Consider the following 19660-nt stretch of genomic DNA (forward strand, 5'->3'; position numbering starts at 1 on the left):
CAGCGAAAAACAGATGTGCGGTTAACAGGTAGTCTCCAACGGGTACAATTGTTTGCCGCTATTTCGGTGATATATTGTTCGGTTTGATAAGAATACTTCATCCAGGAAACGGCCATCAATCAAGCCATATATGGATAAGCCGCCTCCAAGTACTCGACTTTTCTGGCAAAGCCAGGAGGCTATCCCGGACGCACCCTTCGTTCAAGCAAAGTGGATTTCAGCGCCCTGGCGTTCGAAGTCGGCGAGGATTGCGGCCGGCGCGGTCTTTTCGACCACGAGATGGCGGATCGCCTCTGGCCTGGCGACCCGGTAGGGTGCGGCTGTGGCTAGCTTGTCGTTGGTTACAGCGATGACGATGCCTGCGCTGTTCTTGGCCATCGCCCGCTTTACCTCGGCCTCAGCCGAATCGAAGGCCGTGACGCCGCGCGACGCATCGAGACCGCAGGATCCGAGAACAAACAGGTCCGCGCCAAGTTGCGCGACAGCGGCAAGCGTGTCGGCGCCAACGCAGGCGCCGAGATGGCGGTCGAACCGCCCGCCCAGCACAATCAGTTCGACCAAAGCGTGGTCTGACAGGACGGAGGCAATTTCGAGCGAATTGGTGGCGACGGTCAGATCGATGTCGCGCGGGATGGCCCTGGCGATCGCGCCATTGGTCGAGCCGCTGTCGATGAACAGGGTCTGTCCGCGCGAAAGCAGTGCCACGGTCGCGCGGGCCAGCCGCGTCTTTTCTTCGACCGCATGGCCGGCGCGCAGGCCGACCGGCGTGGCCGCGAAGGGTGCGGCCGCGAAGGGTGCGGCCGCGACCGCGCCGCCATAGACGCGGCGGCACTGCCCGGCCTTGGCCAACTCCCTGAGGTCGCGGCGAACCGTGTCTTCCGAAACGCCGAAGCGGCCTGCCAGCTCGCCGGCCAGCACCCTTCCCTCGACGGCCAGGCGATCGCGAATAATTTGATGCCGCTCATCGGTCAGCATTGCATGATCCTGTTTTTTCATGCACGTTCTTGCACGATTTGCATGTTTGTGCAAGATGTCGGCATGTCAAACAGTGACAACCGTCGACTCTCTTGCCTTGAAAGCATCTTCATGACCTTTGGCCTCCGCCTCGCTCCGCAACACCGGGTCTACGCCGGTTTTGCGATCTATTCGTTCGCCATGGGTCAAATCTTCCCGCGGCTGCCCGACATCAAGCACGCCATGGGCATCGGGGACGGCACGCTCGGGCTAAGCCTGATCGGGACGCCAATCGGCACCTTGACCGCGCTGACGCTGGCGGCGCCGATCCTGGAGCGCATCGGCTTCCGCCGCGCGCTGCTCGGGCTGGTGCCGCTTTTGTCGGTTGTCTTTGCCATTGCCGTGCATGCGCCTGGGCCGCTTGCGCTGTTCCTGATGCTGTTTCCGGTCGGCCTGATGATCGGCAGCGTCGAGATCATTCTCAACGTCGAGGCCGACAGAACCGAATTCCTGCTCAAGCGCCGGATCATGAACCGGGCGCATTCGTTCTGGAGCATTGGCTTTTTCGGCGCTGGCCTGTTCGGCGCCGCGCTTGCGCATCTCGGCATATCGCCGCAACTGCACCTGGCGATTGTCGTACCGATGGTTGCGACAGGAATCGCGCTGTTTCTCGGCGGTTACGAACCGGCGCCGAGCCGCTTCGCCGGCAATGACGAGACGGCGCCAAGGCTGGCGCGGCCGACGCTGCCTATCCTCGTTCTCGTCGCGGTGACGCTGTCGGCGATGCTGATGGAAGGCGCCAGCATCGACTGGTCGGCAATCTACATGCGCACCGTGTTCGATGCGGGCCCTTTCGTCGCCGGTTTCACGGTGGCGCTGTTTGCATTCTCGCAAGCGGCCACGCGCTTCTTTGCCGACTCCTTTGTCGACCGCCACTCGCCTAGCGGCGTGGCGCGGGTGCTGCTGGCGACGATGGCGGTCGGCGTGCTGCTCGTCTTCTTCTCGCCTGCCCCGCTCGTATCGATGCTGGGCTTTGCGCTACTTGGCATTGGCAGCAGCGCGATCTTTCCGCTGGCGATCTCGGCGGCGGCCCAACGCACGGACCGCTCCGCGGCAATCAATGTCGCGGCGCTGTCGCAGATCTCCTTCGTCGCCTTCCTGCTCGGCCCGCCGTTGCTCGGCTTCGTCTCCGACCATTGGGGCATCCGCTCGGCCTTCGGTATCGGCATTCCGTTCATCATGCTCAGCCTGCTGACCGCCGGCTCGCTTGGCCGAAGGGCGTCCCGCCCGGCCGCACAAGCGGGTGAAGCTTTGACGAGGGCTCACGAAGCCTGAACGGCCCTACCTGAAAGCCACACACCTGTTAGCGGCGGGATAAGCCACTGGCATTGGCCACATCGATGGTTCAGAACTGTGGAGCCACCTAAGCAACGGTTTCGTATGTCCTCCATCCGCCCGCTGATCCCGCTCCTCATCGCCGCCGGCATCCTGCTTGGCGGCAACGGGCTGCAGGGCACGCTGATCGCGCTGCGCGGCGCGCAGGAAGGATTTTCGGCCTCCGACATCGGCCTGATGGGTACGTTCTATTTCGCCGGCTTCCTGTTGGGGTGCTTGGCCGTCACCCGTATCCTCAAGGCAGTCGGCCATGTCCGGACGTTTTCAGCGCTCGCCGCCATCGCCGCTGCCAGCACGCTGCTCCTGGTGCTGGTGATCGATCCGGTGATGTGGTGCGCGGTGCGCTTTGCCGGCGGTTTCTGCTTTGCCGGCCTGTTCACCGTCATGGAAGCCTGGCTGAACTCCGGCGTCGAAAACAAGGATCGTGCGCGGGTGCTCGCCGTCTACCGCATGGTCGATATCGGCTCGGTGACCGGCGCACAGTTCCTGATCCCGATCTTCGGCCCCGGCGGCTTTGCCATCTTCGCCATCATGTCGATGATGATCACGCTGTCGCTGGTTCCGGTGTCGCTCGGCGACCGCTCCAACCCGACGCCGCCGGAAGACGTCAAGCTCGATCTCGCCCGCGTCTGGCGGATTTCGCCGCTCGGCTGCTTCGGCTGCATCTGCGTCGGCGTCACCAACAGCGCCTTCCGCACGCTGTCGCCGGTCTATGCCGAACAGATCGGCATGTCGGTCGCCGATGTCGTCACCTTCGTCAGCGTCGGCATCTTCGGCGGCGCCCTCATCCAGTATCCGCTGGGCTACCTCTCCGACCGCTGGGACCGGCGCGCGGTGCTTTTGGCCACGACATGCGGCGCCATGTTCGCGGCGCTGGCGCTGGCCTTCGTCGCCGGCGCCGATCCGACCCTCAATTTGATCATCGTCTTCATCTTCGGCAGCTTCGCCATGCCGCTCTATTCGCTGTCGGCGGCGCATTCCAACGACCGCGCCGACAAGGGCGAGTTCGTGCTGATCAATGCCGCCTTGATGCTGTTCTATTCCTTCGGCGCCATCGGTGGCCCCTTCGCGGCCTCGACGGCTATGCAATATTTCGGACCGGGCGCCCTGTTTGTCTTCAGCGCAGTCGTCTACGCCACCCTCATCGCCGTCATTCTCTACCGCATGCAGGTGCGCGGCAGCGTGCCGGCGGGCAAGCGCAGCCGTTTCACGGCGCTGCTGCGCACGTCAACCGTCTTCGCGCGGCTGGCGCGCAGAAATGGCGATTCCGACGGATCGGCGGATACTTGACCGAAGGGCGGCTTGACGAAAGCGCCCATGGCTGAAATTGAAAGAGAACCTTACCCGTTACTAAAAAAGCGATTTGATGCACGTCATCACCACCCAAAATGAGCTCGAGTCCGTTCTCGCCGCTTTTGAAAAGTCGGATTTCGTCACCGTCGACACCGAATTCATCCGCGAAACGACATTCTGGCCGATTCTGTGCCTGATCCAGATGGCGGCACCAGGCGTCACCGCGCTGATCGACCCGCTGGCGCCCGACATCAACCTCGCCCCATTGTTCCGGCTGATGGCCAATGAAGCGGTGGTCAAGGTTTTCCATGCCGCGCGCCAGGACATTGAAATCATCGTCCATCTCGGCGATCTGGTGCCGCATCCGGTGTTCGACACCCAGGTCGCGGCCATGGTCTGCGGCTTCGGCGACAGCGTCTCCTACGATCAGCTGGTGCAGCGCATCACCGGCGCACGGCTCGACAAATCCTCGCGTTTCACCGACTGGCGCCACCGGCCGCTGTCGGACAAGCAGCTCGACTATGCGCTGGCCGACGTCACCCATCTGATCGACGTCTACAAGCATCTCAGCGCCGAACTGGAGCGGGAAAACCGCGCCCATTGGCTGAACGAGGAAATGGAGGTGCTGACTTCGCGCGAGACCTACGATCCGCACCCCGAGGATGCCTGGAAGCGGCTGAAGATGCGGCTGCGCAAGCCGCAGGAGCTGGCGATCGTGCAGACGGTGGCGGCATGGCGCGAACGTGAGGCGCGCGAGCGTGACGTGCCGCGCGGCCGGGTGCTCAAGGATGACGCCATATACGAGGTCGCCCAGCAGGCGCCGCGCGATGCGGCAGCCCTTGGCAAGCTGCGCACGACGCCGAAAGGCTGGGAGCGTTCGTCGACGGCTACCGCATTGCTCGGCGCGGTCAACACGGCGCTCGCTTTGCCCCGCGAAGAGATGCCGAAGCTGCCCAAGAGCTTTCAGCCGCCCGAAGGCTCCAATGCCGCCTCCGAGCTGTTGAAAGTGCTGTTGAGGATCGTCGCCGAGAAGGAAGGCGTCGCCTCGAAAGTGCTTGCGTCCAGCGATGACATCGACCGCATCGCCGCCGAGGGCGAGGATGCCGACGTGCCGGCCCTGCAGGGCTGGCGACGCGCCGTGTTCGGCGAAGCCGCACTGAAGCTGGTGCGCGGCGAAATCGGCATCAAGTTCGACAAGCGCAAGATCGCGGTGTTCGTTTGGTAGACCCCCACCCGGCCCCGGTGCGCGGAGCGACCCTCCCCACGAGGGGGAGGGTAAACGACTGCCCTACACCGCTCCGAGCAGGTGTAGCGCGAACCAGATCCATGCCAACAAGAGAATGATCGCGCCGACGTAGAAGGCGCGGCTGCGAAACCGCAGATTGTTGCTGGTGAGGTGGACCCAGGCGTGGCCATAGCGGGAAATCACGAAAATCCACATCAACGCCAGGGTCAGATAATTGACGCCATTGGTCGCGTGCAGCGCCAGGCACAGCACATAGAACAGCACCGGCAGTTCGAACTGGTTGATGAGATTGTTGGCAACCGTGACGCTCGACCCGGGCTCGGTCGTGCGCACCTTGTATTGACCGACCTTGGCCTCGCCCGATTTGACCGCGCCGTAGCGGCGCCGGCCCATCACGACATAGACGATATAGACGAGCAACACCTGCGCCAGCATCGGCCAGAAAATCGCGGTCTGGCTCATGGCGTTGCCCCTGCTCTGTCGTTCATGCCTGTGGACGCCGCTGGGCGGCAAGGATCAAAAACGCGATGACGATGACGGGGATCGCCAGCAGCGCGAATTTGGTGACGATCAGCGACGAGGCGAAAGACAGAGAATCCGGGTTGGCCGACAGCGCATCGGACAGAAGCCGCGCCACCGCAATGTTCTGGGCGTAGTCGGCGCACGTGTAGGGCAGCACGATGACCAGCGCGAACAGTGCCTGAAGCTGCACCGGCATGGCACGAAAACTCTTCAGCCGCCGTCCGGTTGCCAGGATCAGGCTGACCATGGTCAGCGACAGCAGCGCCGGGAAGAGAAGGTCGAAAGTCAAATAGTGCCAGACCAGTATGATCTCGCTGCCGCGCCGGCCGAGTGCCGTCAGCCAGGCCATGCCCTCGTCGGGCGTGAACCCGCCAAGGCGCACGTCGAGCGACGGCAGGCCACCGCTCAGCCGGCGGAAATAGAAGAATTCCAGCAGCGTCATGATGATGAAAACCGCCGCGGCGGCAAAGCACAGCGCGCCGGCATGGCGCGCCAGCCGCAGCACGATCGTCGCCTGGTGGCGCCAGAGCATGTACCGCTCTGGCTGCCGGTCAGGCTCCGCCAGGATAGTTCGGGCTTTCGCGGGTAATCGTGACGTCATGGGCGTGGCTTTCACGAAGTCCGGCGTTGGATATGCGCACAAAGGTGGCGCGTTCGCGAAAATCGGCAAGGTCGCGGCCACCGACATAACCCATAGCGGCTTTTAGCCCGCCCGCAAGCTGGTGCAGCACGCCAGACACAGGTCCCTTGTAGGGCACCTGCCCTTCAATGCCTTCCGGGACCAGTTTCAGCGTGTCGCGAACCTCGGCCTGGAAGTAGCGATCGGCCGAGCCGCGCGCCATTGCGCCGACAGAGCCCATGCCGCGATAGGCCTTGAAGGAGCGGCCCTGGTGCAGATAGACCTCGCCCGGGCTTTCATCGGTCCCGGCGAGCAGCGAGCCGATCATGGCCGCACTGGCGCCGGCGGCAAGCGCCTTGGCCAGATCGCCCGAATATTTGATGCCGCCGTCGGCGATGACCGACACGCCTGATCTATGCGCCGTCTCGACCGCCGACATGATCGCCGAAAGCTGCGGCACGCCGACGCCGGCGACGATGCGCGTGGTGCAGATCGAGCCCGGGCCGATGCCGACCTTGACGGCATCGGCGCCGGCGTCGATCAGCGCCTGCGTGCCTTCGGCGGTGGCGACGTTGCCGGCCAGGATGCGGACGGAATTGGAAAGCTTCTTGGCCCGCGTCACCGCATCGAGCACGCGCTGCGAATGGCCATGCGCGGTGTCGATGACCAGGAGGTCGACACCGGCATCGATCAACCGCTCGGCGCGCTCGAAGCCGTCATCGCCGACGCTGGTGGCGGCCGCCGCCCGCAGGCGCCCCTGGGCATCCTTGGTGGCGTGCGGGTTGAGCTGCGACTTCTCGATGTCCTTGACGGTGATCAGGCCGACGCAATTGCCGGACTTGTCCACGACGACGAGCTTTTCGATGCGGTGCTGGTGCAGCAGCCGCTTGGCCTCGTCCTGGTCGACATTCTCCTTGACCGTGATCAGGTTCTCACGGGTCATCAATTCGTAAACTTTCTGCCCCGGATCGGAGGCGAAGCGCACGTCGCGGTTGGTCAGGATACCAACCAGGCGGCCGATCTTCTGGCCGCCGGTGCCGCCATTCTCGACAACCGGAATGCCCGAGATGGAATAGGTGCGCATCAGCGCCAGCGCGTCGGCGAGCGTGGCGTCGGGGCCGATGGTGACCGGATTGATGACCATGCCCGATTCGAACTTCTTGACCTGGCGAACCTGCTCGGCCTGTTCGGCCGGCGAGAAATTGCGGTGGATGACGCCGATGCCGCCGGCCTGCGCCATGGCGATGGCGAGCCGCGCCTCGGTGACGGTGTCCATGGCGGCCGACAGGATCGGCACGTTGAGGTCGATGTCGGTGGCGATGCGGGTGCGGATGTCGGTCTCACCGGGCATGACCTCGGAATGACCGGGCTGCAACAGCACGTCGTCAAAGGTCAGCGCCAGCGCGCCGGTGGACGTTTCGATGATTTTTGCCATGGCCAGTCCTCGGATACGAAAAGCGCTGGGAGAATACAAAAAGCGCTGAACCGAAATGGACAGCGCCGACTCGTTTCTTCCCTTTCAGGATTGGCGCTGGCTGGTAACACGTCGCGGCGCCGATGAAAAGCCGGTCATCTCCTATTCGGCGGACCTGCCCAGGAGAGCGTCGATTTTCGCCAGTTTCATCCTTTGTGCAGAAACGCAGCAACGCCTCTTGTCCGCGCGCGGTCGCACAAAAGTGACAGCAAATTAATGCGACATCGCGCCTGAGGCGTGATAACCGCCGGTTCGTATCGCTTGCCCCGCCTTTTCATTGCCTGGATTGGTCGGCACGCAATTTTTGGCCAGTTCGGACGCGTTCGTTGAACCGCATCATTCCGCTCATTCTGGCGGTCGCCTTGTTCATGGAAAACATGGATTCGACCGTCATTGCGACATCGCTGCCGGCGATCGCCGTCGACATCCACACCAGCCCGATCGCGCTCAAGCTGGCGCTGACCGCCTATCTGGTGTCGCTGGCCATCTTCATTCCGATCAGCGGCTGGATGGCCGACCGGTTTGGCGCCAAGACCATTTTTCGCGCCGCGATCGGCGTGTTCATCGTCGGCTCGGTCTGCTGCGCTGTCTCCAATTCACTGCCGGCCTTTGTCGTCTCGCGCTTCCTGCAAGGCATAGGCGGCGCCATGATGACGCCGGTCGGCCGCCTGGTGCTGGTGCGCGCGACGCCGAAGAGCGAGCTGGTTGCCGCCATGTCATGGCTGACGGTGCCGGCGCTGGTCGGACCGCTCGTCGGACCACCGATAGGCGGCTTCATCACCACCTATTTCACCTGGCACTGGATTTTTCTGATCAACGTGCCGATCGGCCTGATCGGCATCTGGCTCGCGACACGCTTCCTACCGCAAACCGACTCGATGGAGACGCCGCCGCTCGATTTCGTCGGTTTCGTGCTGAGCGGGCTGGCGGCCTCCGGCGTCGTCTTCGGCCTGTCGGTGGTCAGCCTGCCCTATCTGCCGCCGGCGACCGGCCTCATCACCGTGGCGGTCGGGCTGATTTCCGGCGTGCTCTACCTCCTGCATGCACGGCGCGCCAAGAACCCGCTACTGGCGCTGGAACTGTTCCGCAACCAGGTGTTCCGCTCCTCGGTGCTCGGCGGCTCGCTGTTTCGCATCGGCATCGGCGCGGTGCCGTTCCTGTTGCCCCTGATGTTCCAGATCGGCTTCGGGCTGACGCCGTTCCAGTCGGGCATGATCACCTTCGTCTCGGCCATCGGCGCCATTGGCATGAAGTTCGTCACCGCGCTGATCTTCCGGCTCGCCGGCTTCCGCCGGGTGCTGATCTCGGGCTCGCTGATCGCCGCCGCATCGATCGCCATATACGGCCTGTTCACGCCGGAGACGCCTTACGCGCTGATGCTGGCCATATTGCTGGTCGGCGGGTTTATCCGCTCGATGTTCTTCACCGGCGTCAACGCGCTCTCCTATGCCGAGGTGACGGCTGAAGACACCAGCAAGGCAACGCCGATCACGGCGGTGTTCCAGCAGTTGTCGATCGCGCTCGGCGTGGCGCTGGCCGGCGGCATCCTGGAAGTCTCGACCTCGATCCATGGCGGACCGCTGGCGCTCGGCGATTTCCACATCGCCTTCTTCATCGTGGCGGCGGTGTCGGCGGCAGCGTCCGTGTCATTCATGCGGCTGGCGCCGGATGCCGGCAATGCCGTGTCGGGACATGGCCGGCTGACGACGCCGAAGACGCTGGAGCCGGTGAGCACGGCTGGGAAGTAAGGGGCGAGCGCCCCTCATCACTTCGTTCATCCTAGGGCGAAGCGACTCAAAGCGTCGCGAAGACCCTAGGATCCATTCCGTGATCTTGATCGAAGGATGCAGCGGCACAGAATTCTGCAGCGTTTTCAACGCGTTAACGTCACGGCATGGATCCTAGGGTCTGCGCTGCGTCGCTTCGCTCCTTGCTTCGCCCTAGGATGACGATGCCACTGGTGGCTCTCTGCCCTTAAAATCCTTCGCCAGCAAATACAGTTCCACCGACTCATCCCGCGACGCCGGCGGCTTCACGTGGTGCACCGAGCGGAAGTTCTTCTTGAGCATCGACAGCAGTTCGTTTTCGGCGCCGCCTTGAAACGTCTTGGCCAAAAAGTGCCCGCCCGGCTTCAGCACCGACAGCGCGAAATCGGCGGCCACCTCGCACAAATGCATGGTGCGGATGTGGTCGGTTCGCTTGTGGCCGGTGGTCGGCGCGGCCATGTCGGACAACACGACATCGGGGTCGCCGCCCAGCGCCTCGGCGAGCTTTTGCGGCGCATCGGGGTCAAGGAAGTCCATCAGCAGCACCGGCGCACCCGGCACCGCATCCATTTCGAGATAGTCGATGCCGATGACATGTGGATTATCAGCCGTCGATTTCGTCCTCGCGGCCGCCACCTGGCACCAGCCGCCGGGGGCCGCACCGAGATCGATGACCTTCATGCCGGGTTTCAGCAGATGATGCTTGTCATCGATCTCGATCAGCTTGTAGGCCGCGCGCGAGCGATAGCCGTCGGCCTTGGAGCGCTGGACATAGGGATCATTGATGTGGCGCTGCAGCCAGCGGCGCGACGATTCCTTCAGGCCGCTCTTCTTCTTGATCCGCGTCTTGAGGACACGAATGCTGGCGGAGCCCGGCTTTTCCGGCTTCTTGGTCACTGTCGGCCCCGCCCACTGTTGCGCCAGACGCCGTCATCGGCCATCAGCTCGCTCAAAATGCCTTCGCGTAAGCCCCGGTCGGCGACGCGCAGCCGCTCCGACGGCCACACCGCACGGATGGCTTCCAGGATAGCACAGCCGGCCAGCACCAGGTCGGCACGGTCGGCGCCGATGCACGGGTTGGCGCAGCGCTGCTGGAAATCCCAGCCAACCAGTTTTTCGACCATGCGGTCGACGCTGTCGCGGTCCATCCACAGCCCATCGACGCGGCGGCGGTCGTAGCGTTCGAGATCGAGATGGACGCCGGCCAGCGTCGTCACCGTGCCGGATGTGCCCAGCAGATGGAATTTCGGACTGGCCAGCACATGGCTCAGCCGGTCGCGGCCGTCGAAGGACTTTAGCCGCACCGCGACATCATCGACCATGGCGGCAAAGATCTCGCGCGTCACCGTGCGGCCGCCAAAGCGCTCGGCCAGCGAGACAACGCCGACCGGCAGCGACGTCCACGACACGATGTGGTTGGCAAGCCGCGGCGAGCGCTGGCCGGTGAGGTCGATCAGCGCGATTTCGGACGAGCCGCCGCCAATGTCGAACAGCACCACGCCTTGCGTGTCGCGCTCGACCAGCGAGCCGCAGCCGGATACAGCAAGCCGCGCCTCGGTCTGGCGATCGATGATTTCCAACTTCAACCCCGCCTCTCGTTCGACGCGCTGCAGGAATTCGACGCCATTATCGGCGGTGCGGCAAGCCTCGGTGGCGATCAGCCGGGCCTTGCGGATCTTGCGGTTGCGCAATTTGTCACCGCAGATTTTAAGCGCCTCGACGGCGCGGTCCATCGCCGCCTGGCTCAGGTGCCCATTCGCCGTCAGCCCCTCGCCCAGCCTGACGATGCGCGAGAAGGCGTCGATGACGCGGAACTGGCCATGGCGCTGCGGCACCGCGACCAAAAGCCGGCAATTGTTGGTGCCGAGATCGAGCGCGGCAAACACCGGCAGTTCCTGCATCGGCGGCCGATGCATGGGCTGTTCCGGTCGGGGTTGTGGGGCCGAGGGCAAAGGCACGGGCGCTGGAGCGGCCGGGCCGACGGAGGCCGGCGCACCGACCGCCGCGGCCGTTGCGAGAGGGCTGTCGTCGCGCGCAAAAACCTTGCGCCCACGCCGGCGCTTGCGCCGCTTTCTCGCCTTGCCGCGCTGATGCTGGGCGTCGCCGGCCTGTCCGTTGCCGGACTGGGGCCCCGCCTGGCGGGGCCGCCCGGCGGATGGGCTTGGCCCGCCTGATGGCGGCGAAGCCCTGGACACGCCCACTTCCGGCGCGCCAGCGCCGGTGTCGTGGTCTTCCACTTCAGTTCCTTCCGGCGCCGCGCGAACCGGTAAACCGGACGCAGCAGGCGCTTCAATCTTTTAAGTTGCCGCCAGAGTAGCAGCGCCGGACCGGATCACCAAGAGCAAGGACTCAAATTTTGCCGGCTGCGTCCTGCCAGATCCCCGCTGCTTTGCAGCGTCCCGGCGTTCGCTAGCCTTTCATCTTGCCACTGGCACGGCGAATTCGCCGTTGGCGAACCGGCTGCTCACCCTTGCCGGTTGAATAGCCGGCTTCAATGAGGCATTTCTGAAATGAGGGGGAATTGGTGAATCGCGGACGTTTTAACGCCCGCCTGGGCGATGGGCAGCAACACATGACGACAACTGCATGAATTGGGGGGCCACGAATTGGAAGCGCTATCTGTGGCCGGTCATCGGTGTCGCGGCGGTCATCGGGTCGCTGTTGTTGCTGTGGCATGAACTGCGCGGCATCTCGATCGACGATGTCTGGGACGGCATATCCGCCATCCCGACGCGCGGCTGGATGCTTGCGGCGCTGAGCTCGGTGGTCGCCTACGCCTCGCTTGCCGGCTACGACCACATTGCCCTTCTACATATCGGCAAGAAGGTGTCGTGGCTGTTCGTCACCTTCTGCTCCTTCACCACCTACGCGCTGTCGCACAATATCGGCGGCTCGGTGTTTTCGGGCGCCGTGATCCGCTACCGCGCCTACGGCACCAGGGGGCTGACCGGCCAGGACGTCGGCATTCTGGTGGCAATCTGCTGGATCACCTTTGTGCTCTCCAGCATTCTGGTCGGCGGCCTGGTGCTGGTTTTCGAGCCACAAATCATCGACCGCTTTTCCGGCGCCCCGCACCACGGGTTGGCGATCGCCGCCGGCATCGCTTTGCTGATCCTGGTCGGCGCCTACATCTTCGGCAGCTGGCTGCATCTGAAGCCGCTGAAAATCGCCGGCTTCCAGCTGCACTATCCGGCGCTGCCGATCGTGGCGCGGCAATTGCTGATCGGCCCGATCGAGCTTCTGGCGGCGGCGGCGATCATCTTCTTTGCCCTGCCCGTTGCCGGCAATCCCGGCTATTTCGTCATCCTCGGCGTGTTCCTGGTGTCGTTCTCGGTTGCGCAGATCTCGCACGCGCCGGGCGGGCTCGGCGTGTTCGAGGTCGTGTTCCTCGCCGGCCTGTCTGATATGGACCCGGTCGGCGTGCTGGCGGCACTTCTGGTGTTCCGGCTGTTCTACCTGATCATCCCGCTGCTGATCGCGCTCGGCGTGGTGCTGTTCTTCGAGCACTCGCAATACAGCCGGACGGAGAGTTGAGGATCATTGGGTGCGGCGCGCCACCCCGGCGTAATTGCCCCTATGAAACGCTGTGATTGAAACGCAGCTTAGGCTTGACTATTTTCCGGCGGCGGCTACAAGGCACGCGCGGCTGCTTCGGCGGCCCACCAGCGCGACAGCGCCTGCTGGGGAATAGGTTAACGGTAGACCCACGGACTCTGACTCCGTTAGTCCTGGTTCGAATCCAGGTTCCCCAGCCAAGGCACGTCATGCCCACTGACAGCCAGTACATCCTCGAACGCATCAGCCAGGGATGCGTGACGCTTACCGAGGACGCGTTCGTCATCGACAGGTTAGTCAAGTATGTCGGCAACGGCAGGATCCGCTGGCATGTCGAATTGCGTAGGCACCGCATCGAACTGACGACCGGCCAGATCAAGAAGCAGCCGACCTTTCGCAGGAAAATCCTCGAACAGGCTGGCGTGCTGCCGCCGCAGCGTACCGGGGCCGACTACCGGCGATGGGCTCTCGATCTGAGGCGGAACGCCATCGAGCTTCCCTGGCGGGACAGGCCGGTCGATGCCGGTTTTGCCATCGACAGGCTGACCAGCCACGGCGATGGGCGCTGGACGGTGGAATACCAGGGCAAGGCGATAAAATTCACGACGACCAAACTGCGCAGGCAGCTCAGCTTCCGTAAACGCATGCTGGCCAAAGCCAAGGTGCTGCCGCCCGAACTGGCCCCAGCCGCTTATCGAAAGTGGATGGGCTGGCTTATTCAAAACGCCACTGAGGCGGCACCACAGGCCGGCGAAATCTTGATGACGGAGAAAAGCTGGCTGGACGACCTGCCGGAGCTGGCCGGCTGGCAAGATGAGGCGCCGCCCGAGAATTGATTGGGTTCCAATGATGTCATGCGCCGCTGGCGTGCGATCCGGTCGACGCTGTTGGGCACTTCACGTAAACAAGCTAAGATCGGTCCCGGCAGGGAGGACTTATGCAATGGCCGAACGAGAGGACAGAGATATCAGGGAATCGCGCCGCATCCTCCGGGACATCAAGCAACAGAACGGCCCGGCAGGCTTTAGTCGTCTCCCTTACGAGGACCGGTTGCTTAGCCTGAGCGAGAAATATCCTGATCAGATCGTACGGTATTGGCCAGTTGGCCTTATCGTTGTCTTTGGACTCCTCGCCCTGTTGATCTATTTCGCCTAGCGCAGTGGGCATTGCCCTCGGTGCGCTTTGACGAGGTTCCTCGGCATCCCAACGCGGATCTATCCGCATTTTAACTAATGTAGACAATTTAACTAATGTAGACAATCCTCACGGAGAACGTTCTCCCGGCTGGTGAGCAGTGTGGAATGGACTAACCTTGTGGATGAGGATGAGCTTCCGGCACCCAGCCGATCAGGCCGCTGGCGCACAATAGCTTTGGCGGCACTCCAAATCGTCCCACCGGTCATTTCGGTGGGATGCGCCATCATGGCCGGCTATTTCACCTATGGCTTCAAACAACAAGCCGCCCGCGGACATGGCCGCTTTGGCCGTGTCGATCATGAAATCCGGCGATGCCTCTCCGGAACTGCGCGATTGGGCAGCGGACGTTCTGGGGATACAGACCGATATCGGAATGCCTGCCAAAACTGCCCAGCAATAATCGCCTACCCGCCTCATATTCCTCCGGCGGCAATTTGGTCGCCGCCCAAATCAGCGGCCGGCGCCGCTCATTCAAGAGATGGCCTGAGGAGGCGCCGGCCAGGCGGGCATTGGGGTACCCGCCGACGCTACATTAGCATTCACGCATAGATTTGGTATGGCGCGAACGCGGAAGTGCCTTCACAGCAGCATTACCGCAATTTTTCCCAAGACCAGGAACCCGCAACGGTGCAAGGGTTGGAACGCCCAGCGTTTCGGCGCGGCTTGCCTGGAGACAATCATGGCGACGTTTCTTACCGCTCTCGCATCCGAAGGTCCGCCAGCCGACCGGCCGAAAGACATGGACCTGTATGGATGGTTGATCGGCAGTTGGGACATGGAGACGCTCCACCACCGCAACGACGGCACAATTCAGAAATGGGATGGCGAGTGTCACTTTGGTTGGGTGCTCGAAGGCCGCGCCATTCAGGACATCTGGATCAGGCCCAGGCGCCCTGCCCCGTCCACCATGTATGGCACGACCTTGCGCGTCTTCGATCCCGGGATCGGTGGCTGGCACATTATCTGGAGCGATCCGCTCAACCAGGATTACTCGCGCCAGATCGGGCGGGCCGAAGGCAAGGACATCGTCCAGATGGGCGCCGACTCGCGCGGCCTGCAGGCGCGGTGGCGGTTCACCGAGATCACCGCCGACAGCTTTCACTGGATCGGCGAGGAGAGACGCGCGGAGAGCGACCCCTGGCGCGTGACCTATGAACATTTCGCCCGCCGGGCGGGTTTCTGAAGCACGCCTGCGCGTTCCGCCCTCGTGCCCTTGCGCAACGCTCGATCATTTTCCCAACCGGCGCGATAACCCTCGTCCCGGTCGACGCCCCCGGCGAGAGCACGAAGGCGGTGGTCCCGCCGCCTGCCCCGCCCGCGAAAGGCAACAGCGCGCATACCGGCGTTTGAGCGAAAGACGGAAGCTTACTCCGCCGCTTTCGTAGCCTGCGATGCCCCTGATCGAGAGGAAATCCTCGAGCCTGTATCCGGCGTATTCGGCCGTTGCCGGATTGCTTTGCGCCGCCCGACCGGCAGCCTGCGCCAGCCGGGATGGTTGATGCAGACATTGTGGTGCGCATGGCGGGCGAGGTACGACCATAGATTAGCGATAGCTCAATTAACACCAAACGAGTATCTCAAAACCCGCCGGTACAAGCGCGCCCAAGAACCTTCATATGTACTGAGCGCGAACAGAGGCTAGACAAGCGAAGATTCCAATAGCATTGTTGGCACTGGGACGGGGCTCGACCGGCAAACGCAAACGATGCTTGTCGGTGGTTGGCAACAGCTAAACCGTACGGCCGTAATTGCCACGGCTGCGAGACCAAGGAGTCCCAAGGATGCCGAACCCAAGCCAAACCAGCGATCAATGGTGGGTCAACGACCAGACGCCGGACAACCCGTACGGCAAAAGCGAAGATTACGGGGCCTTCCTCACCTACCTTGGAGCGCTGGACCGGTCGATAACGCCGGCGATCGCGGCGGGAACGCTGAGGATCAATGTCTCCGAGCTCAATGACCATCCCGAATACAAGGCCGCCGCGATCGGCGCCTTGCAGATGTGGGCCAGTGTCACCCCTTTGAAGTTCGAAATCGTCGACAATGCACCATACAACAGCGCAACGGACTGGATGCAGGTTGTCAGCCCCGAACTGGGCGAAGAGGACGACGGCAGCGCCTATTCCAACGACCGCTATGTCAGCATCGGCCAGCGTTTCCACGACACCGAGGTCAACAAGACGGATATTGGCGGCTATGTCTTCGATTCCTTCATCCATGAATTCGGTCATGAGTTCGGCCTGAACCACCCCGGGCTCTACAATTACAGCGGCCCCGGCGGCGTACAGATCAATTATCTGAACAATGCGACCTGGACCTACGACCGTCAGCAATACAGCGTCATGTCCTATTTCGACGGGATCGATGTCGGTGAAACCAGCCGCTGGTCGGCGTCAACGCCGATGATGGCCGACATCGAGGCAGTCATCCGCCGCTTTTTCTCCACCGTCGACGAGAACGGCGTGCGCACCTATCAGCATATCGACCTCAACACGGGCGACAACGTCTACGGCTTCGGCAGTGCCGTGGACGGCTACCGGCTGACCTCCTCGGGCATGCAGCACGATATCGGTTTTGTCATCCATGACACCGGAGGAACCGACACGATCGACTTCTCCGGCTCGACGGCCGGCACGATCCTCGATTTGCGCGCCGGGCAGTTCTCCAGCGTCAACGGCCATAGCAACAATGTGTCGATCTTTGCCGGGCACAACGCCGACGGCACCGACTATTACATCGAGAACGGCATCGGCAGCAGCTATGACGACGTCCTGATCGGCAATGACGGAGCCAACGTGCTGGATGGCCGCGGCGGCGGCGACCGCATGGCCGGCAATGACGGCGACGACACCTACTTCGTCGATTCCCTCGACGACATCGTGCGCGAGGAAGCGAATGGCGGGAATGACACGGTCGTTCTGCTGAACCGGAACTTGAATATCCGGAAAATCGCCAACGTCGAACACATCATCTACGCCGACGAGTCGACACTCCAGCCTGGAGACGGCGGCACCGAAACCGCACCGACCATCGGCGACAACACGATGACCAGCGTCATCTTCGGCGACAATGGCAACAATACGCTCGACGGCGGCGCCGGCGACGACACGATCTTCGGTCAGGGCGGCGATGATCTCATCATCGGCGGCCGCGACTCGCTCGCCAGCCGCGACATCAACAACACCATCGATGTCGCCGACCTTCCAGACCAGACCGAGAGCGACGACGGCAATGACACGCTCTATGGCGGCCGCGGCAACGATACGATCCTCGGCGGCCAGGGCAACGACATCCTCGACGGCGGCGACGGCGACGATACGCTGAGCGGCCAGGATGGCGTCGATATATTCAGGGGCGGCGCCGGCGTCGACACGGTCGACTTCAGCAAGGAGAGCCCCTTCCAACTGCTCGTCAACCTCGAGACGAACGTTGCCAATGGCGGCACCGCCACCGGCGACACCTTCTACAGCATCGAAAACCTGATCGGCTCCGATGACCGCATCGACCGTTTCATCGGTACGTCGGCGGCAAATCATTTCTGGGGCCGGGGCGGCGGCGACTATTTCAACGGCGGCGGCGGCAACGACATACTGGATGGCGGCAATGACGGCGACATCCTGTACGGTGAAGCCGGCAACGACACGATCATCGGCGGCGCCGGCCAGGACTATCTGGATGGCGGCGCCGGCATTGATACGGTCGTCTACGAAGGCAGTTCCGCCGGCGTGACGATCGACCTCGCCAATGGCACGGCCAATGGCGGCGACGGCGATGGCCCGGTGCAGATCGTCGGGCGCGGCACCGTTATCCGGCACGACATCCTGGTCGGATTCGAAAACGCCGTCGGGTCGTTCTTCGACGACCATCTCATCGGCAACGCCCAGGCCAACAAACTTTCCGGCGGCGCCGGCAACGACACGCTGACCGGCGGTGGCGGCGCCGATATATTGAATGGCGGCGCCGGCAGCGACACGGCGGACTACGCCGACGCGGCCAGCGGGCAAAACCTCAAACTGGGTGGCGGCAAATCCGGCGGCGACACCTATATCTCGATCGAAAATCTGGCTGGCTCCGGCTTCAACGATCACCTGACCGGCGATGGCGCGGCCAATGTGCTGACCGGCCAGGGCGGCGCCGACAAGATCGACGGCGGCGGCGGCGATGACACCCTGCTTGGCGATTTCGCCTATCAGGGCGATGCTCCGCCACGCCCGGGCATGGGCACCGGCTACGCCACGCTCGGACCGGACGCGACCAACAATTCGGTCTCGACCGCCTTCGACATCTCGAACAACTTCTCGCTGACCGCCGACCCCGACATCTTCGATTCGACGACCACCCTTCACACCACCGTCAATGCCACCGGAAACGGCTTGGGCGGATATTACAGCATCAACCTGGCGGCCGGCACGATCATCACCATCGACATCGATGGCATTGCCGACCCCAATGTCCATGACAGCATCGTCAGGGTGCTGGACAGCGATGGCAATATCGTCGCCCAGAACGACGATGGCGGCAACGACCCCGGCTCCAACAACGGCCGCGATTCGAGCACCAGCTTCATCGTTCAGGAAACCGGAACCTACTATATTGTGGAGGGCGAATGGTCGGACTCCGCTCCTGGCGATGGCTGGGTGGAATCCGTGCCGGAGGGCTCGACTTACAAGCTGAACGTATCGGTCGAATTCCCGCCGGCACCAGCTCAGCCGGGCGTTGCGGGCGCCGATACGCTCAATGGCGGCGGCGGCAGCGACCTTTTGGATGGCGGGCTGGCTGCCGATACGCTGACCGGCGGCGCCGGCGACGACTATTTCCGCTTCTCGACAGAACTCGGGAACGGCAATATCGACTGGATCAAGGACTTCAAGGTCGCCGACGATACGATCCTGCTGGACAACCTCATCTTTGCCAGCGTTGGCGGCGACGGCGCCCTCGCTTTGGGCTCATTCTACAAGAGCGCAGCCGGTGTTGCTCATGATGCCGACGACCGCATCATCTACGACACCGACAGTGGAATATTGTCTTACGACGCCGATGGTTCCGGACAGGGAGCAGCCGTTCAGTTTGCACACCTGAACACAAATCTGGATCTTTCGGCTGCAGACTTCATTGTCATCTAACGCGTTGCCGGGAGGGGTGCCGTCAGGCTCCCCTCCCGCATACCCCAGCGCAGTGAAAAGGGAGAGGACGCGATGACCGACCGCCGCACAGTGTTAATGGCCGCCGGAGTTGCGGCAGTCGCCGCGGCCACCGGGGCGGCGGCAGCGCAATCGCCAGATATTCGCGCGCCAGATATTCGCGCAACAGATATTCGCGGCGCCGTCACCTTTGTGGGCGGCAAGGCTATCCCGGAAGGTCATCTCGAGATCTATCTTGAGGATCCCGCCATTCAGGACAGTGGGCGACGCCGCGCCGCCAAAACCAGCCTCAAGAGCGAGGGCGGCTCAAAGACGATAGAATTTTCCTTGCCCCTGCCCGCAAGCTCGACCGCTTCACCAACGCTGCAGGTCGTTGCGCGCCTGGAGCGTGCGGACGGCTGGCTGGTGGCGCGGGGCAGCGCGCAGTTCCAGGCCGACTTGCCCGTCCATGTCACACTCAAGGCAGTTATCTATTGAAGGGACGAGATGCCATATCCT

The 19660-nt window shown here is 63.0% G+C and carries 18 protein-coding genes and 1 tRNA gene; 13 read left to right on the forward strand and 6 right to left on the reverse strand.

Features of this window, described 5'->3' with window-relative positions:
* Positions 1 to 201 precede the first annotated feature (201 nt).
* Positions 202 to 996, reverse strand: a complete 795-nt coding sequence (locus NKI06_RS11360; protein ID WP_352650202.1) for a DeoR/GlpR family DNA-binding transcription regulator — start codon at positions 994 to 996, stop codon at positions 202 to 204.
* Between the two features lie 90 nt (positions 997 to 1086).
* On the opposite strand from NKI06_RS11360, the gene NKI06_RS11365 reads away from it, so the two are divergent.
* From NKI06_RS11365 to rnd, 3 genes are all read left to right on the forward strand, one after another.
* A complete protein-coding gene (locus NKI06_RS11365) occupies positions 1087 to 2289 on the forward strand; it encodes an MFS transporter (RefSeq protein ID WP_352985301.1) in 1203 nt (400 codons plus the stop codon).
* A 105-nt stretch (positions 2290 to 2394) separates the two neighbouring features.
* Positions 2395 to 3639, forward strand: coding sequence for an MFS transporter (locus tag NKI06_RS11370; protein WP_023730836.1), 1245 nt, complete (start codon positions 2395 to 2397; stop codon positions 3637 to 3639).
* Between the two features lie 76 nt (positions 3640 to 3715).
* Entirely contained in the window at positions 3716 to 4867 is a 1152-nt protein-coding gene (rnd, locus tag NKI06_RS11375) for a ribonuclease D (RefSeq protein ID WP_352985303.1), read from the forward strand.
* Between the two features lie 63 nt (positions 4868 to 4930).
* Here the strand turns inward: rnd and NKI06_RS11380 are convergent, their stop codons facing one another.
* From NKI06_RS11380 to guaB, 3 genes are read right to left on the reverse strand one after another with little or no spacing between them, the layout of a single operon-like run.
* On the reverse strand, positions 4931 to 5350 hold the full coding sequence (locus NKI06_RS11380; RefSeq protein WP_023673032.1) for an MAPEG family protein: 420 nt from the start codon (positions 5348 to 5350) through the stop codon (positions 4931 to 4933).
* A gap of 22 nt (positions 5351 to 5372) precedes the next feature.
* On the reverse strand, positions 5373 to 5942 hold the full coding sequence (locus NKI06_RS11385) for a hypothetical protein (RefSeq protein ID WP_023673033.1): 570 nt from the start codon (positions 5940 to 5942) through the stop codon (positions 5373 to 5375).
* Positions 5943 to 5961: 19 nt separating this feature from the next.
* Positions 5962 to 7464, reverse strand: a complete 1503-nt coding sequence (gene guaB / locus NKI06_RS11390) for an IMP dehydrogenase (protein ID WP_023734161.1) — start codon at positions 7462 to 7464, stop codon at positions 5962 to 5964.
* Positions 7465 to 7519: 55 nt separating this feature from the next.
* Here guaB and NKI06_RS11395 point away from each other — a divergent pair, with 55 nt between their 5' ends.
* Both NKI06_RS11395 and NKI06_RS11400 read left to right on the forward strand, forming a co-directional pair.
* Complete coding sequence (locus NKI06_RS11395) at positions 7520 to 7720, forward strand: hypothetical protein (protein ID WP_023711556.1); 201 nt, start codon at positions 7520 to 7522, stop codon at positions 7718 to 7720.
* Between the two features lie 109 nt (positions 7721 to 7829).
* The gene (locus NKI06_RS11400; RefSeq protein WP_352985306.1) at positions 7830 to 9251 is read left to right on the forward strand and encodes an MFS transporter; all 1422 of its coding nucleotides are present in this window, start codon (positions 7830 to 7832) and stop codon (positions 9249 to 9251) included.
* 192 nt (positions 9252 to 9443) lie between these two features.
* Here NKI06_RS11400 and NKI06_RS11405 read toward each other — a convergent pair whose 3' ends face one another.
* Together NKI06_RS11405 and NKI06_RS11410 are read right to left on the reverse strand one after the other, a co-directional pair.
* The gene (locus tag NKI06_RS11405) at positions 9444 to 10166 is read right to left on the reverse strand and encodes an RlmE family RNA methyltransferase (protein ID WP_352985308.1); all 723 of its coding nucleotides are present in this window, start codon (positions 10164 to 10166) and stop codon (positions 9444 to 9446) included.
* The gene (locus NKI06_RS11410) at positions 10163 to 11506 is read right to left on the reverse strand and encodes a Ppx/GppA phosphatase family protein (protein ID WP_023819602.1); all 1344 of its coding nucleotides are present in this window, start codon (positions 11504 to 11506) and stop codon (positions 10163 to 10165) included. Before NKI06_RS11410 ends, NKI06_RS11405 begins: the two co-directional genes overlap by 4 nt.
* A 349-nt stretch (positions 11507 to 11855) precedes the next feature.
* Between NKI06_RS11410 and NKI06_RS11415 the strand changes: the two genes are divergently transcribed.
* From NKI06_RS11415 to NKI06_RS11450, 8 genes are all read left to right on the forward strand, one after another.
* A complete protein-coding gene (locus NKI06_RS11415) occupies positions 11856 to 12803 on the forward strand; it encodes a lysylphosphatidylglycerol synthase domain-containing protein (RefSeq protein ID WP_023698055.1) in 948 nt (315 codons plus the stop codon).
* 147 nt (positions 12804 to 12950) lie between these two features.
* Positions 12951 to 13024, forward strand: a tRNA-Gln gene (locus NKI06_RS11420).
* A gap of 9 nt (positions 13025 to 13033) precedes the next feature.
* Positions 13034 to 13660 carry a hypothetical protein gene (locus tag NKI06_RS11425; RefSeq protein ID WP_031199620.1) on the forward strand — a complete coding sequence of 209 codons (627 nt, stop codon included), beginning with the start codon at positions 13034 to 13036 and terminating at the stop codon, positions 13658 to 13660.
* Between the two features lie 106 nt (positions 13661 to 13766).
* A complete protein-coding gene (locus tag NKI06_RS11430) occupies positions 13767 to 13979 on the forward strand; it encodes a hypothetical protein (protein WP_031199619.1) in 213 nt (70 codons plus the stop codon).
* 286 nt (positions 13980 to 14265) lie between these two features.
* Entirely contained in the window at positions 14266 to 14421 is a 156-nt protein-coding gene (locus tag NKI06_RS11435; RefSeq protein WP_023698054.1) for a hypothetical protein, read from the forward strand.
* A 279-nt stretch (positions 14422 to 14700) separates the two neighbouring features.
* A complete protein-coding gene (locus tag NKI06_RS11440; protein WP_023698053.1) occupies positions 14701 to 15204 on the forward strand; it encodes a hypothetical protein in 504 nt (167 codons plus the stop codon).
* Positions 15205 to 15802: 598 nt separating this feature from the next.
* A complete protein-coding gene (locus tag NKI06_RS11445; protein WP_352985312.1) occupies positions 15803 to 19144 on the forward strand; it encodes a M10 family metallopeptidase C-terminal domain-containing protein in 3342 nt (1113 codons plus the stop codon).
* 72 nt (positions 19145 to 19216) lie between these two features.
* On the forward strand, positions 19217 to 19639 hold the full coding sequence (locus NKI06_RS11450; protein WP_352985313.1) for a hypothetical protein: 423 nt from the start codon (positions 19217 to 19219) through the stop codon (positions 19637 to 19639).
* The last annotated feature ends 21 nt before the right edge of the window (positions 19640 to 19660 follow it).

The organism is Mesorhizobium sp. M0772 (genome assembly GCF_040320135.1).
In the GTDB taxonomy this organism is placed as follows: domain Bacteria; phylum Pseudomonadota; class Alphaproteobacteria; order Rhizobiales; family Rhizobiaceae; genus Mesorhizobium.